Source organism: Saccharobesus litoralis, assembly GCF_003063625.1.
GTDB classification, from domain to species: domain Bacteria; phylum Pseudomonadota; class Gammaproteobacteria; order Enterobacterales; family Alteromonadaceae; genus Saccharobesus; species Saccharobesus litoralis.
The window spans coordinates 3,298,932-3,314,900 of the sequence record NZ_CP026604.1; the positions used below are offsets into that span (position 1 = coordinate 3,298,932).

The window sequence follows — 15,969 nt, forward strand, 5'->3', positions numbered from 1 at the left end:
CGGCTTTTTTGTTCTTTACTTATGATCCTTATAAGGGGTGTTGGCGTTTAGCCTTTTGGTAAAGTAATCTTGGCATCGTCTGATGGTTTGTAAAGCACAAGTGTATGCCCTATGGTTTGGACACGCTCAGCTTCGGTTTCACGCACGATGGCATCCATAATTAATTGTTTCTCTGCGCGGTCATCGGTTGGCACTTTTACTTTTATTAGCTCGTGATGGCTAAGAGCAAATTCAATTTCAGCGATGACACCTTCAGTTAAACCGTTACCACCTAACTGAACTAAAGGTTTTAAACTATGGGCTTGGGCTTTTAAAAATTGAACTTGTTTTTTAGTTAAACTCATTGTTGATACTAATTCGCCGTAGAAAGGTTGAATTTCTGTATTTTAACGCTATCTATGGTTTATTACTAATTAAGTCGTAATTGTTTTTAGCGTTACGATAGTTGTATTTAATATGTCACAGAAAAAACATACCGCTAGTAGTAAGCGGTGGCTGCAAGAACATTTTGATGATCATTATGTTCAAAAGGCACAAAAGCTCGGCTTACGTTCGCGTGCCGTATTTAAAATTGAAGAAATTCAAAATAAAGACAAATTACTCAAACCGGGTATGACAATAGTTGACTTGGGCGCTGCTCCTGGAGGCTGGTCGCAATATGCCGCTGATGTGGTTGGTGATGACGGTAACGTGATCGCTTGCGATATTTTAGAAATGGACCCGATTGCCGGTGTAGATTTTTTGCAGGGTGATTTTAGAGAAGAAGCCGTGTTAAATGCCTTATTGGACCGAATAAGTGGCAAAAACGTGGATATTGTGATGTCCGATATGGCTCCCAATATGAGCGGTAACTTAGGTGCTGACCAACCAAGAGCGATGTATTTAGTTGAATTAGCATTGGATATGTGTCATCAGGTTCTGAAAAAAAATGGATGTTTTATTGTTAAGGTTTTTCAAGGAGAAGGGTACGAACAATTCGTAAAAGATGTACGCGATGCGTTTAAGGTTGTAAAGACTCGAAAACCGGATTCTTCACGCGCGCGATCACGAGAAGTCTATATTGTTGCAACTGGTTATAAACATTAACAAAAATAAGCGTTATACTCGGTTAAATAAACATTTATCAAATTTATGATTTGAATAGCAAACTTGGGGTTTGTTATTTAGTTTAAGAGGTTAGTATCTTGAGTGATATGACAAAAAATCTGATCCTTTGGGTCGTAATCGCTGTCGTGTTAATGACGGTTTTTAAGAGTTTTACACCTGGAGGCGGCAGTGCAAAAGCACTTGATTACACCAGTTTTGTAAAGGCAGTTAATCAAGGTTCGGTACGTGACGCTCAAGTTAATCCTCATACAGGGATCATTAAAGGCACAAAACGCAATGGCGAAGAATTTGAAACGGTAATGCCATTGCGTGATGAGCGTATTCTCGATGAAATGATTGACAAGAATGTTAAGGTTGAAGGGGTACGACCGGAAGAGCCTAGCATTCTAACTTCGATTTTCATTTCATGGTTCCCAATGTTATTGCTAATCGGTGTATGGATATTTTTCATGCGTCAAATGCAAGGTGGTGGCGGTAAAGGCGCCATGTCATTTGGTAAAAGCAAGGCTCGTTTAATGAGCGAAGACCAAATCAAAACCACTTTCACCGACGTGGCCGGTTGTGACGAAGCGAAAGAAGAAGTCGCTGAATTGGTCGACTACTTACGTGACCCAACTAAATTCCAAAAGTTAGGCGGTAAGATCCCGACAGGTGTTTTGATGGTTGGTCCTCCTGGTACGGGTAAAACCTTATTAGCTAAAGCGATTGCTGGCGAAGCAAAAGTCCCATTTTTTACTATATCGGGTTCAGATTTCGTTGAAATGTTCGTTGGCGTGGGTGCATCGCGTGTACGTGATATGTTCGAGCAAGCGAAAAAATCAGCACCTTGTATTATTTTTATCGATGAAATCGATGCCGTTGGTCGTCAGCGTGGTGCTGGTTTAGGTGGTGGTCATGATGAACGAGAACAAACACTAAACCAAATGCTAGTTGAAATGGATGGTTTTGAAGGTAATGAAGGTATTATAGTTATTGCCGCCACTAACCGCCCAGATGTATTAGATCCTGCATTATTACGTCCTGGTCGTTTTGATCGTCAAGTTACTGTCGGTTTACCCGATGTGCGTGGGCGTGAGCAAATTCTTAAAGTTCATATGCGAAAAGTACCGCTTGGTGATGACGTTGAAGCGGGGGTGATAGCACGTGGTACCCCAGGTTTTTCTGGTGCAGATTTAGCCAATTTAGTTAATGAAGCAGCGTTATTTGCTGCCCGTAGCAATAAACGTTTAGTTTGCATGGAAGAGTTTGAAAAAGCTAAAGACAAAATCCTAATGGGTGCTGAACGTAAATCTATGGTGATGAGCGAAGACGAGAAAGAGATGACTGCTTATCACGAAGCGGGCCATGCGATTGTCGGCCGTTTAGTACCTGATCACGATCCTGTTTATAAAGTCAGTATTATACCTCGTGGTCGAGCACTTGGTGTCACCATGTATTTACCGGAGCAAGATAGATTTAGCCATAGTAAACAACACTTAGAAAGTATGCTTTCTAGCCTATATGGTGGGCGAATTGCCGAAGACATTATTTATGGTGATGAAAAAGTGTCTACAGGGGCTTCCAATGATATTGAGCGTGCAACTGATATTGCGCGTAAAATGGTTACTCAGTGGGGTCTGACAGAAAAATTAGGGCCTTTGTTATATGCTGAAGAAGAAGGTGAAGTTTTCTTAGGGCGCAGCTCTGCAAAAGCTAAGAGCATGTCAGACGATACAGCTAAAGCGATTGATGAAGAAGTTCGTAAAATTGTTGATCGTAATTACGACAGAGCAGAGCAACTATTGCGTGATAACATGGATATCTTGCATGCAATGAAAGATGCATTAATGAAATATGAAACGATTGATGCTAAGCAGATTGATGATTTAATGGCGCGTCGCCCAGTGGGAGAGCCGCAAGATTGGAGCAATCAAAATAACTCGGGTAGCAAAAAAGATGACAACAGCTCTAGTACTAGCGACAAGGCAACATCATCGGATAGCGAACCTGATCAAGACATCATTCATTAATTCTTTTTAATTATCCAATTTTAAAGCTCGCTGCCTTAGTAGTGAGCTTTTTTATTAAATAGATTCTTCCGTAAATTTTCTGCATGTCATTAATAACACAAATTCAACAATCTCAAATTCCTTTGATTATGGGAATTTTAAACGTGACGCCGGATTCATTTAGTGATGGCGGTCAGTTTACGCGTATTGATAAAGCTCTGATTCAAGTAGAAAAAATGCTTAATGAAGGCGCTGACATAATCGACGTAGGCGGAGAATCGACCCGACCAGGAGCCTGTATTGTTTCTATTGAAGAAGAGCGTCAGCGTGTTGTTCCGGTTATACAAGCAATTAAGCGAGAATTTGATGTTTGGGTATCTGTCGATACATCGAAACCTGATGTTATGCAGCAAAGTGTTGACGTGGGTGCGGATTTAATCAATGACGTGAGGGCTTTAACAGAGCCTAATGCTTTAGAAACCGCAGTAAAGTGTCAAAAGCCAGTGTGTTTAATGCATATGCAGGGGCAACCGCAAAACATGCAAGACAATCCGCAATACAGTCTGGTCGTTAACGATGTTACTCAGTATCTTGCTGAGCGAGCGCAGGTCTGTATTGAGGCCGGTATTGATCGTCAGCAGATACTAATAGACCCTGGTTTTGGCTTTGGTAAAACAGCGCAGGATAACTTTAAATTACTTAACCAACTGAATAGCTTAACTGAACTGGGTTACCCTATTCTTGCTGGCCTTTCGCGTAAGCGCATGATAGGGGAAGCAACCGGTCAAGATGTTGAAAAACGTATTTATGGCAGCGCTGCTGGGGCATTAATTTGTGCGCAAAAAGGCGCTAAAATTATCCGTGTCCACGATGTAGAAGCAACGCGCGATGTATTAGCCGTTTGGCACCATACACAAATAAATAAAAACTGATTTTTAGAGATGACTAAAATGGAAAGAAAATATTTCGGTACCGATGGTATCCGTGGCAAAGTAGGTGAAGGGAACATTACACCTGAATTCGCATTAAGATTGGGCTGGGCGGCTGGTCAAGTGCTTTCGCGGCACGGTAATAAAAAAGTCTTAATAGGTAAAGATACACGGATTTCTGGCTATATGCTTGAATCAGCTTTGGAGGCTGGCTTATCTGCTGCCGGTATCAATGTTTGTCTATTAGGGCCCATGCCAACGCCTGCGATTGCTTATTTAACACGCGCGTTTCGAGCTGATGCTGGCATTGTTATTAGTGCTTCTCACAATCCTTTCTATGACAATGGCATTAAATTCTTTTCTGCTGATGGTATGAAGCTAGATGATGATATTGAGTTGGCCATTGAAGCAGAAATTGATAAACCTATGACTGTTGCTGAATCTAATTGTCTTGGCAAGGCTGTACGTATAGAAGATGCAGCAGGGCGCTACATTGAATTTTGTAAAAGTCGTTTCCCGAGTGAATATTCATTAAGATCACTGAAAATTGTTGTTGATTGTGCTCACGGAGCAACCTATCACATAGCACCAAAAGTTTTAGAAGAGTTAGGCGCTAATGTCATTGCTATCGGTGCTACGCCTGATGGCATTAATATTAATGAAAAATGTGGTGCGACATCATTAGCCGCACTGCAAGAAAAAGTAATTGAGGTGGGTGCCGACCTTGGTTTTGCTTTAGATGGTGACGGTGATCGCGTGATGATGGTTGACCATAAAGGCAACAAGGTGGATGGCGATCAAATCATGTTTATATTAGCTCGAGACGCCCTTAAACAAGGTGATCTGCAAGGTGGTGCTGTTGGTACCTTAATGAGTAATCTTGGTCTTGAAGTCGCGCTGAAAAACCTTGGTATACCTTTCGCTCGCTCTAAAGTGGGTGATCGTTATGTATTAGCATTGTTACAAGAAAAAGGCTGGTCTATCGGTGCTGAAAATTCAGGGCATGTTTTGGATTTAAAGCAAACCACAACGGGTGATGGCATTATTGCTGGACTACAAGTGTTGAAAGCCATGGTTCGCTCTAGTATGTCGTTGTTTGATTTGTGTTCTGGCATGGAGCTTTATCCACAAGTACTAATTAATGTTCGATATCAAGCTGGACAAGCGTCGCCGTTAGAAGCTGAGCCTGTTTTACAAGCCAAGGCGCAAGCTGAACAAGAACTAGGTGATACTGGCCGCGTATTATTGCGTAAGTCGGGAACAGAGCCTTTAGTGCGCGTTATGGTTGAAGGTAAAGATAAAGACTTAGTACAACAATCTGCTGAAAAAATAGCCGAAGTGGTTAAGGAATGTATAAATTCCTGATTAAGGCTTGTAACTATTAACAATGCCCGTTAGAATCTCGCCCGCTCAAGATTAGGAGCTATGATTTTATGGGCATAAGAAAGCCTGTTGTTGCTGCGAATTGGAAAATGAATGGCAACAAACAATTAGTCACTGACTTTTTAAAAGCAGTTGCTGATTCGGGAGCCTCAACAAATATTGATATTGTGCTGAGTCCTCCGGCGACATTACTTGATTTTACACAAACACAACGGGACAGTTTGTGTAAAGACGTTATTCTAGCGGCGCAAAATATGAGTCAGTTAGATAATGGTGCTTATACAGGCGAACTATCAGCTCAGCTTTTTAAAGATGTTGGTTGTAACTGGGTTTACTGTGGGCATTCAGAACGCCGCCATAAGTATGGCGAGTCGTCTAAACTTGTTGCTAAAAAATTTATCCAAGCTAAAAAAAATGGCTTGGTTCCCGTTTTATGTGTGGGTGAGACAGAAGAGGAACGAAAAAAAGGTAAAGCTTTTTCTCGTTTAACTTCGCAAATAGAAGCCGTTATTAATTTAGCAGGAAAAGACTGTTTTGATAACGCTATCTTAGCTTATGAGCCTGTATGGGCCATTGGTACTGGCAATGCAGCGTCGCCAGAGATCGCTCAAGAAGCACATAAATTTATCCGAGGTATGGTTGCGGCCATGAGGCAAGAATGCTCGGAGAATATACGCATTTTATACGGTGGAAGTGTTAAACCGGAAAATGCCAAAGAATTGTTTAGCCAACCAGATATTGATGGTGGTTTAATTGGTGGAGCTTCTTTGAAGCCTCACGATTTTGTAGAAATTTGTCAGGCTGCTAAAGCCTAGATAAGCATTTGGACAAAACTTAAGATGTACGAAATTCTGCTTGTTTGTTTTTTAATTGTAGCGATTGCCTTAGTTGGTTTAATTTTAATCCAGCACGGTAAAGGGGCTGACATGGGCTCGTCATTTGGCGCGGGTTCATCGCAAACTATGTTTGGCTCGTCGGGTTCTGGTAATTTCCTAACTCGCTCAACAGCTATTTTGGCTACGATATTTTTTGTTTTGAGCTTGGTGTTAGGTAACTTATCGAGCAAACAAACTAAACAAACTGATGAGTGGGCTGATTTAGAAGCTAACGCCACTGAGCAAGTAGAAGCGTTAGTTGAAGATGTGCCAGAGACGACTAACAAAGAGTCTGACGTTCCAGAATAAAATATTTGCCGTGGTGGTGGAATTGGTAGACACGCCATCTTGAGGGGGTGGTGAGCTATGCTCGTGCGGGTTCAAGTCCCGCCCACGGCACCAAATATTTAAAGCCGAAGCTCGAAGCTTCGGCTTTTTTATTGGCGCATAAAAATTTAATCCAGCAAATTAGGGTGACTGGATTGAAATTACTAGGCAAGGTCTTTATAATGCACGCCCATTGACGCGGGGTGGAGCAGCCTGGTAGCTCGTCGGGCTCATAACCCGAAGGTCGTCGGTTCAAATCCGGCCCCCGCAACCACATTACCGGTTTTATATGAAACGAAGCCCCGGTCAGTTGATTGGGGCTTTTTGTTTGTGGCGTTTAAGAAAATTTTAATACATGGCTAAATTGGATTCATCTTTAGAAGAAATGATTGCCCCAGCAGTGGCTGCAACAGGCTTTGAACTGTGGGGAATAGAATTCGTTCGTGCTGGTCAGCATTCCACTTTACGTGTGTATGTAGATGGTGAGAACGGCGTAACAGTTGATGACTGTGCGGAAGTGAGTCGACAACTCAGTGCTATTTTGGATGTTGAAGATCCAATCAGTAGTAATTATTTGTTGGAAGTGTCGTCCCCTGGAATGGATAGAGTTTTATTTAAATTAGAACAATATCCACAATATCAAGGGCATAAGATGACAGTTAAGACACGATTACCTGTTGATGGCCGTCGTAAGTTCACCGGAATTTTTCTAGGTCTTGAGGGGGATTGTGTGGTTGTTGAAGTCGACCAACATGAGTATTCAATACCTTATAAAAACATCGATAAAGCTCAAATTATACCGCAATTTTAATGGATACTAGGTAAGCAGGCTTAACATGAATAAAGAAATATTATTAGTCGCAGAAGCGGTTTCGAATGAAAAAGCTGTTCCTCGTGAGAAAATTTTTGAAGCACTAGAATATGCTATTGCTACCGCTACTAAGAAAAAATACGAAGGCGATATCGACGTTCGTGTCAGCATAGATCGTAAAACAGGTGATTTTCGCACTTTCCGCCGTTGGTTAGTTGTCGAAGATTCTGATACAGGTTTAGAGAACCCATATTCAGAAACTGGATTAGAAGTGGCTCAATATGAAGATCCTGAAATTCAATTAGGAGACCATGTTGAAGAAGAAATTGAATCTATTGCCTTTGACCGTATTACGACGCAAACCGCTAAGCAGGTTATTGTTCAAAAGGTACGTGAAGCTGAACGTGCGCAAATTGTAGAAGAATATAAAGATCGCTTAAATGAGCTTTTAACCGGTGTTGTTAAAAAGGTTAATCGCGAAAGTGTAATCTTAGATCTTGGTAATAATGCTGAAGCCGTTATCCATCGTGAAGAGCTATTACCACGCGAAACATTCCGCCCAGGTGATCGTGTTCGAGGTCTATTATACGACATCAAAGCTGAAGCGCGTGGCGCACAATTATTTATGTCGCGTACCCGTCCTGAAATGTTAATTGAATTATTCCGCATTGAAGTGCCTGAAATTGGCGAGGAAATGTTGGAAATTAAATCAGCCGCGCGCGATCCAGGTTCAAGAGCGAAAATATCGGTTAAAACCAATGACAAGCGTTTAGATCCTGTAGGTGCTTGTGTTGGTATGCGTGGCTCTCGAGTGCAAGCTGTATCAGGTGAGTTAGATGGAGAGCGTATCGATATCGTATTGTTTGATGACAATCCTGCACAGTACGTGATCAATGCTATGTCGCCTGCAGAGGTTGCATCAATTATTGTTGATGAAGACTCTAACACTATGGACATTGCCGTAGAGGCAGATAACTTAGCGCAAGCCATTGGTCGCGCCGGTCAAAATGTTCGTTTAGCAAGCCAACTTACCGGTTGGGAGTTAAACGTCATGACGGTTGATGACATGAATGCTAAGCATCAGGAAGAATCGAAAAAAGTTGTAGATTTATTTATGGAACGTTTAGACATCGACGAGGACTTTTCTCTAGTGCTTGTTGAAGAAGGTTTCTCTTCACTTGAAGAGATTGCTTACGTTCCGGTAAATGAGTTGTTAGAAATTGATGGTTTCGATGAAGACTTGGTTGAAGAGTTACGAAATCGTGCTAAAGCGGCATTAACTACACAAGCTTTAGCGAATGAAGAATCGTTAGAAAAATCAGAACCAGCTGAAGACCTATTAAACCTTGAAGGTTTAGAGCGTCATAGAGCGTTTGTTTTAGCCAGTAAAGGTATTTGTACTTTAGAAGACTTGGCTGAGCAAGGCGTTGATGATTTAGTTGAAATTGCTGAGCTTGAAGTTGATGAGCAAGCTGCTGGTGACTTGATTATGCAAGCCCGTAACATTTGCTGGTTTGGTGACGAAGAGTAAGAATTAAACGGACACTCGGAGGTAAACTGAATGTCAGATGTTTCGATAGAAAAATTAGCCGCTGATATAGGGACTGATGTAACTAAGTTACTCAGTCAATTTTCAGAAGCAGGTATCAAAAAAGATACTAGCAGTATGGTTAGTGAGGAAGAAAAGCAAACTTTGCTAGATCACCTTGCTAAAGCTCATGGGAGCGCTACAGCCGCACCTAGTAAAATGACTTTAAAGCGTAAAACCAAAAGTACGCTAAGTGTTTCAGGGGCACATGGTCAAAAATCAGTGCAGGTTGAAGTACGTAAAAAGCGCACTTACGTTAAGCGCAGCGCCATTGAAGAGCAACAAGAAGAAGAGCGTTTAAGAAAAGAAGCTGAAGAACAAGCGCGTTTAGAAGCTGAAGCAAAAGCGCAAGCCGAAGAAGAAGCCAAGCGTAAAGCAGAAGAAGCAGCTAAGAAAGCTCAAGAAGAAAAAGAGCGTAAAGAAGCTGAAGAAAAAGCTAAGAAAGCTGCGCAGGTTGCTAAGGAACAGGCTGCTAAAGAAGCTCAAGCCTCTATGACAGATGAAGAGCGTGCAGAAGCTGAAAAAGCGGCGCAAGAAGCGGCTGAAATTAAGCGAGCTCAAGAAGAAGAAGCTAAGCGTAAAACTGAACAAGAAGCTGAAAAACAAGCTGAAGAAGCGCGTCGATTAGCGGAAGAAAATGCCGCTCGTTGGGCTAAAGAAGAAGAAGAGCGTAAAAAGCAAGAAGCTGCTGATGTTCACCTTCACTCTTCTAAATATGCGCAAGCTGCAGAAGACGAAGCGGATGAAAAAGAAGAGCGTAGCTCACGTCGTAAGCGTAAGAAGAAAAAAGACGATTCAGACGAGCAGAAGCAATCTCCTCGCGGTAACAAGCGCAATAAGCGTATGCAAGCACCTAAGAGTATGCAACATGGTTTCCAAAAACCAGTAGCGAATGCTGTGCATGAAGTTAAGATAGGTGAAGCCATTACAGTGGCAGAGCTTGCACAGAAAATGGCGGTTAAAGGTGCTGAAGTTGTTAAAGCGTTAATGAAAATGGGCACTATGGCTACGATTAACCAAGTGCTTGACCAAGACACGGCAACCTTAGTTGTTGAAGAAATGGGTCATAAAGTCGTTATCGTTAATGAAAATGCGCTTGAAGAGTCAGTACTAATTGAGCGTGACCATGACGCTGAAGAAGAGAACCGTGCACCGGTTGTTACTATTATGGGTCATGTTGACCATGGTAAAACTTCACTACTAGATTATATTCGTCAAGCTAAAGTGGCGTCAGGTGAAGCGGGTGGTATTACTCAGCACATTGGTGCTTATCACGTCGAAACTGAAGGCGGCATGATATCTTTCTTAGATACCCCAGGTCACGCGGCATTTACCTCAATGCGTTCTCGTGGTGCTAAAGCGACAGACATTGTTGTTCTAGTGGTTGCAGCTGACGATGGTGTAATGCCACAAACTAAAGAAGCTGTGCAACACGCTAAAGCAGCTGAAGTGCCTTTAGTTGTTGCAGTTAACAAGATAGATAAAGAAGAAGCTGATCCCGATCGCGTTAAGAATGAATTAAGCGCATTAGACGTTATTCCGGAAGATTGGGGCGGTGATGTGCAGTTTGTTCATGTATCTGCTAAATCTGGCGAAGGTATCGACGAGCTATTAGAAGCTATCTTGTTACAAGCTGAAATGTTAGATCTTAAAGCGGTTCATACCGGTATGGCTTCTGGTGTTGTCATTGAATCTCGTCTTGATAAAGGGCGCGGTCCTGTCGCGAGTATTCTTGTACAGCAAGGCACATTGAACCAAGGCGATATCGTATTATGTGGTATTGAGTATGGTCGTGTTCGTGCGATGCGTGATGAAAATGGCCAACCTATTGAACAAGCGGGTCCATCAATTCCGGTTGAAATTCTAGGTTTATCTGGCGTACCTGCAGCAGGTGATGAAGCTACTGTGGTGGTCGATGAGCGTAAAGCACGTGAAGTAGCAAGTCATCGTCAAGCTAAACAACGTGATATTAAGATCGCCCGTCAGCAAAAAGCTAAACTAGAAAATATGTTTGCTAACATGGCTGAAGGTGAGGTTCAAGAAGTCTCTGTTGTACTTAAAGCGGATGTTCAAGGTTCACTTGAAGCAATTGCTGAATCATTAATGAAGCTATCTACTGATGAAGTTAAAGTTAAAATCATTGGTAGTGGTGTTGGTGGTATTACCGAAACGGATGCTACTTTAGCCGCGGCTTCAAATGCTATTATTCTTGGCTTTAATGTTCGTGCCGATGCATCAGCGCGTAAAGTGGTTGATACTGAATCAGTTGAGTTACGTTACTATAGTGTTATCTACGACTTGATTGATGAAGTTAAGCAGGCTATGTCTGGTAAGCTAGCCCCTGAATTCAAACAAGAAATTATGGGTCTTGCTGAAGTTAGAGACGTGTTCAAGTCGCCTAAATTGGGTGCTATCGCCGGTTGTATGGTGGTTGAAGGTAACGTTAAGCGTAGTAATCCAATTCGTGTATTACGTGAAAACGTGGTGATTTACGAAGGTGAATTAGAATCACTACGTCGTTTCAAAGACGATGTGAGTGAAGTACGTAATGGCATGGAATGTGGTATCGGTGTTAAGAACTACAATGACGTGCGCGTTGGCGATATGATTGAAGTATTTGAAATAGTAGAAGTGAAGCGAGAGCTTTAATCGCCTTCTAACTTTTCAGTTCGATTTTAAAAAAGGGCTGTATAGCCCTTTTTTGTTATAAAAGATTATTGTAATGAAAAGAAATTTTTCCCGACCTGATCGAGTGGCGCAGCAAATTTTAAAAGAAGTTGCGTTGATCCTCCAAAGAGAAATTAAAGACCCACGTTTAGGTATGATCACAGTAGCTGATGTGGAAGTCTCGCGTGACTTAGGCCATGCAAAAGTATTTGTTAGTTCATTTGAGCAAGATGCTGACAAACAAAAAGAGGTGGTAGCTGCGCTTAAGGAAAGTGAGCCTTACGTTCGCAGCTTATTAGCTAAAGTGATGCGTATGCGCAGCGTACCTGAAATTCACTTTCATTTAGATACCAGTTTAATTGATGGTATACGCATGTCGAATTTAGTGGATCAAGCATTGGCTAAAGATAAGGCGCTCGCTAACCAACATGGTACGACATCGGATGTAGATGAAGACGACGAGCAAGGCAACAATCAATAGTGGCTAAGAAAACCTTCAGAGATTTAAACGGCGTTATCTTGTTGGATAAAGCTCAAGGCGCGAGCTCAAACAATGTTATGCAGCAAGTGCGTTATTTATTTCAAGCTAAAAAAGCTGGGCATACTGGAGCACTCGATCCTTTAGCGACTGGCATGTTACCTATCTGTTTTGGTGAAGCGACCAAGTTCAGTCAGTTTTTGTTAGACGCTGATAAAGGCTACGAAGTCACTGCATTACTTGGTGTACGCACAGATACAAGCGATGCCGATGGTGAAATTGTCGAGCAACGTGAGGTTAATGTAGAAGCACAGGAAGTGATTGATGCCGCTCACAGTTTTATTGGTGAACAGCAGCAAACGCCATCTATCTACTCAGCACTGAAGTATCAAGGGAAACCGCTATATTATTATGCTAGACAAGGCATAGATGTGCCGCGGCCAACGCGAACTATTCACTTTTATACTATCGAAGTGTTGGAGGTTGCTTTACCTGTTGTGAGAATGCGTGTTATTTGCAGCAAAGGCACTTATATTCGCACTTTGATAGATGATATGGGTGAGAAGTTGGGCTGCGGTGCACATGTCACTCAACTGCGTCGTATTAAAGTTGGTGATTTTCCCGTTGCACAGATGCTGACTTTCGAGCAAATGCAGGCAATTAGCATGGACGAATTAGACAAATTGCTGTTGCCAATGGATATTGCAGTACAGGCTTTACCGTCGATAGACATTGATAGTGAACATGCTGAACGTTTGCGGCAAGGGCAACGATTTTATAGCCCGAGCGGTACTCAACTAGGCTTGCACCGAATTTATTGTCAGGCACAATTTTTAGGCTTGGTTGAAGTCAAAGACAATGGTTTAATTCAGCCTAAACGTTTGCTTTCGACAAATTAACAACTTTCACTTGCGCTTGGGCTTGATTGCATTACAATACGCGTCCTCTTGATTGGCTGAATTAGTGATCGGCTAATCGTTAATTTAAATATTTGGAGTCAAATATGTCACTAAGTGCACAAGAAAAAGCAACAATCGTTGCTGAGTACGCGACAAAAGAAGGTGATACAGGTTCACCAGAAGTTCAAGTTGCTTTGTTAACTCACAACATTAACAAGCTACAAGGTCACTTCGCTGATCATAAAAAAGATCACCACTCACGTCGTGGTTTGATCCGTATGGTTAACCAACGTCGTGGTTTACTTGATTACTTAAAGCGTAAAAATGCTGATCGTTATCAAGATTTAATTAAACGTTTAGGCTTACGTCGTTAAGTTTTACGTTTAAACAAAAAAGAGCCGCAAGGCTCTTTTTTGTTATATGGGTTAGGCTAGCTCATTTTGATGCGCTATTTTTAAGCAGTTGTCATTAAATTACCTAGTTTTTTGCCCGCATTAATTGTGGTTCTAAAATCTTTTCGTATACTAGCCACACTTTATTTAGGTAACTTGAAAGCAAATTCACCCGTGCTAAATACTTGATCTCAGTAGCTAGTTGAAAGTACTTTTTTTAAGAGTACTTTCATCTAGCTAAGTCCTGTATTTAGATGAGTGAAATTGGGTAACGGTTACTCATTTTTCATTTAAAAATATAAGGATAACTATGTTAAATCCAATTACACATTCTTTTCAGTATGGCCAACATACTGTTACTTTAGAAACGGGTATGATTGCCCGCCAAGCAAGTGCCGCTGTTATGGCCAGCATGGACGACACATCAGTACTCGTTTCAGTTGTTGAGAAAAAATCGGATGAACCGCGTGACTTTTTCCCATTAACTGTAAACTATCAAGAAAAAGCCTATGCTGCAGGTAAAATTCCAGGTGGTTTCTTTAAGCGTGAAGGTCGTCCAAGTGAAGGCGAAACCTTGATAGCACGTCTTATTGACCGTCCAATCCGTCCTTTATTCCCTAAAGCTTATTGTAATGAAGTACAAGTTGTGATCACTGTGGTTTCAGCTAACCCAGAAATTCCAACTGACGTTATTTCAATGATAGGTGTATCTGCGGCATTATCAATTGCTGGAACGCCATTCCAAGGCCCTGTTGGTGCTGCTCGTGTTGGTTATAAAGATGGTCAATACATGTTAAACCCTGTTATTTCTGAATTACCAAGCAGCCAACTTGATTTAGTGGTTGCTGGTACTGAAAGTGCAGTGTTGATGGTGGAATCAGAAGCTGAAGTATTATCTGAAGATGTCATGCTTGGCGCTGTTGTTTATGGTCATGAGCAATCTCAAGCTGTAATCGAAGGTGTTAAAGCATTTAAAGCAGCGGTTAACCCAACCGAATCAGATTGGGTAGCACCAGAAGTTAATACTGAATTAAAAGAGAAAGTGACAGCCGCTTCTAAAGACGGTTTTACAGCAGCCTATCAAATCACAGATAAAATGGCGCGTTATGAAGCTGTAGGCGTAGTTAAAGCCGAAGCATTAGCGAAATTGCTAGCCGAAGATGAAGAGCTTGATGAAGGCGAAATTGGCGACATGCTAAGTTCAGTTGAAAAATCAGTTGTACGTGATCGCATTATCGCCGGTGAGCCACGCATTGATGGTCGTGATCCTGAAAGTGTTCGTGCTCTTGATGTTCGTACGGGTATTTTACCACGTACACACGGTTCATCTTTATTCACTCGTGGTGAAACACAAGCTATTGTCGCAGCGACGTTAGGTACTCCACGTGATGCACAAATCATCGATAGTCTAACGGGCGAGTCTACTGATAACTTCATGTTGCACTATAACTTCCCTCCATACTGTGTAGGTGAAACTGGCATGATAGGCTCACCTAAGCGTCGTGAAATTGGTCACGGTCGTTTGGCTAAGCGCGGCGTACAAGCGGTTATGCCAAGCCTTGACGAATTCCCATACACAGTTCGTGTTGTATCAGAGATCACTGAATCAAACGGTTCAAGCTCTATGGCTTCTGTTTGTGGTACCTCTTTAGCACTTATGGATGCCGGTGTACCGATTAAAGCGTCTGTAGCGGGTATTGCTATGGGTCTAGTTAAAGAAGATGACAAGTTTGTCGTGTTATCAGACATATTAGGTGACGAAGACCACTTAGGTGACATGGACTTTAAAGTAGCGGGTACCCAAGAAGGGGTTACAGCGTTACAAATGGATATCAAAATTGAAGGTATCACTAAAGAGATCATGCAGATTGCTTTGAACCAAGCAAAAGCGGCTCGTTTACATATTTTGAATGTTATGGATGAAGCGATTTCTGGTCACCGTGAAGAAGTTTCTGAGTTTGCGCCTCGCATATACGAGATGAAGATTGACGCTGATAAGATCCGTGATGTTATCGGTAAAGGTGGCGCAACAATTCGCCAGCTTACTGAAGAGACAGAAACCACAATCGAAATCGAAGACGATGGTAAAGTTAAGATCGCAGCAACTGATAAATCTAAAGCAGAAGCAGCAATGGAGCGCATTAAGCAAATTACTGCTGAAGTTGAAGTGAACCAAGTTTATCAAGGTAAAGTTGTACGTATCGTTGACTTTGGTGCCTTTGTTGAAGTGTTACCGGGTAAACAAGGTCTTGTTCATATTTCACAAATCTCTGAAGAGCGTGTTGAAAAAGTTCAAGATTACATTCAAGAGGGTCAAGAAGTCACTGTTAAGGTACTTGAGATTGACCGTCAAGGCCGCGTACGCTTAAGCATGAAAGCGGCAGTTGAAAAGCCTGAAGTAGCTGAATAATCGATTAATTTTAATACTCGATTGTAAAAGGGAGCGTTTTAGCTCCCTTTTTTGTTTTTGTAGCACTGACAATCTTGTCTTCTGCTTGTATAGTGACGTTATAGAGGTCATTACT

Annotated in this window: 14 protein-coding genes and 2 tRNA genes; 15 read left to right on the forward strand and 1 reads right to left on the reverse strand. The window is 41.9% G+C overall.

Going from position 1 to position 15,969, the window contains the following annotated elements; genetic code table 11:
- Positions 1 to 47 precede the first annotated feature (47 nt).
- Positions 48 to 344, reverse strand: coding sequence for a ribosome assembly RNA-binding protein YhbY (gene yhbY / locus C2869_RS11805; RefSeq protein ID WP_108603124.1), 297 nt, complete (start codon positions 342 to 344; stop codon positions 48 to 50).
- Positions 345 to 456: 112 nt separating this feature from the next.
- Here yhbY and rlmE point away from each other — a divergent pair, with 112 nt between their 5' ends.
- The 15 genes from rlmE (at position 457) to pnp (ending at position 15,854) form a co-directional block, all read left to right on the forward strand.
- A complete protein-coding gene (gene rlmE, locus C2869_RS11810) occupies positions 457 to 1,086 on the forward strand; it encodes a 23S rRNA (uridine(2552)-2'-O)-methyltransferase RlmE (protein ID WP_108603125.1) in 630 nt (209 codons plus the stop codon).
- A gap of 98 nt (positions 1,087 to 1,184) precedes the next feature.
- Entirely contained in the window at positions 1,185 to 3,116 is a 1,932-nt protein-coding gene (ftsH, locus tag C2869_RS11815) for an ATP-dependent zinc metalloprotease FtsH (protein ID WP_108603126.1), read from the forward strand.
- 83 nt (positions 3,117 to 3,199) lie between these two features.
- Entirely contained in the window at positions 3,200 to 4,027 is an 828-nt protein-coding gene (gene folP, locus C2869_RS11820; protein ID WP_108603127.1) for a dihydropteroate synthase, read from the forward strand.
- 18 nt (positions 4,028 to 4,045) lie between these two features.
- On the forward strand, positions 4,046 to 5,389 hold the full coding sequence (gene glmM / locus C2869_RS11825) for a phosphoglucosamine mutase (RefSeq protein WP_108605044.1): 1,344 nt from the start codon (positions 4,046 to 4,048) through the stop codon (positions 5,387 to 5,389).
- 68 nt (positions 5,390 to 5,457) lie between these two features.
- Positions 5,458 to 6,222 (forward strand): triose-phosphate isomerase, encoded by a 765-nt coding sequence (gene tpiA, locus C2869_RS11830; RefSeq protein ID WP_108603128.1) that lies wholly within the window; start codon positions 5,458 to 5,460, stop codon positions 6,220 to 6,222.
- A 24-nt stretch (positions 6,223 to 6,246) separates the two neighbouring features.
- Complete coding sequence (gene secG / locus C2869_RS11835; RefSeq protein WP_108603129.1) at positions 6,247 to 6,591, forward strand: preprotein translocase subunit SecG; 345 nt, start codon at positions 6,247 to 6,249, stop codon at positions 6,589 to 6,591.
- Positions 6,592 to 6,598: 7 nt separating this feature from the next.
- Positions 6,599 to 6,684 (forward strand) — tRNA-Leu (locus C2869_RS11840).
- Between the two features lie 122 nt (positions 6,685 to 6,806).
- Positions 6,807 to 6,883: transfer RNA gene (locus C2869_RS11845), tRNA-Met, on the forward strand.
- A gap of 81 nt (positions 6,884 to 6,964) precedes the next feature.
- Positions 6,965 to 7,420, forward strand: a complete 456-nt coding sequence (gene rimP / locus C2869_RS11850; protein ID WP_108603130.1) for a ribosome maturation factor RimP — start codon at positions 6,965 to 6,967, stop codon at positions 7,418 to 7,420.
- Positions 7,421 to 7,445: 25 nt separating this feature from the next.
- Entirely contained in the window at positions 7,446 to 8,951 is a 1,506-nt protein-coding gene (gene nusA, locus C2869_RS11855; protein WP_108603131.1) for a transcription termination factor NusA, read from the forward strand.
- Between the two features lie 30 nt (positions 8,952 to 8,981).
- Complete coding sequence (gene infB, locus C2869_RS11860) at positions 8,982 to 11,657, forward strand: translation initiation factor IF-2 (protein WP_108603132.1); 2,676 nt, start codon at positions 8,982 to 8,984, stop codon at positions 11,655 to 11,657.
- Between the two features lie 73 nt (positions 11,658 to 11,730).
- A complete protein-coding gene (gene rbfA, locus C2869_RS11865; protein WP_108603133.1) occupies positions 11,731 to 12,156 on the forward strand; it encodes a 30S ribosome-binding factor RbfA in 426 nt (141 codons plus the stop codon).
- Positions 12,156 to 13,052, forward strand: coding sequence for a tRNA pseudouridine(55) synthase TruB (gene truB, locus C2869_RS11870; RefSeq protein ID WP_108603134.1), 897 nt, complete (start codon positions 12,156 to 12,158; stop codon positions 13,050 to 13,052). The genes rbfA and truB overlap by 1 nt, the downstream gene beginning before the upstream one ends.
- A 104-nt stretch (positions 13,053 to 13,156) precedes the next feature.
- On the forward strand, positions 13,157 to 13,426 hold the full coding sequence (gene rpsO / locus C2869_RS11875; RefSeq protein ID WP_108603135.1) for a 30S ribosomal protein S15: 270 nt from the start codon (positions 13,157 to 13,159) through the stop codon (positions 13,424 to 13,426).
- Positions 13,427 to 13,754: 328 nt separating this feature from the next.
- A complete protein-coding gene (pnp, locus tag C2869_RS11880) occupies positions 13,755 to 15,854 on the forward strand; it encodes a polyribonucleotide nucleotidyltransferase (protein WP_108603136.1) in 2,100 nt (699 codons plus the stop codon).
- Positions 15,855 to 15,969 lie beyond the last annotated feature (115 nt).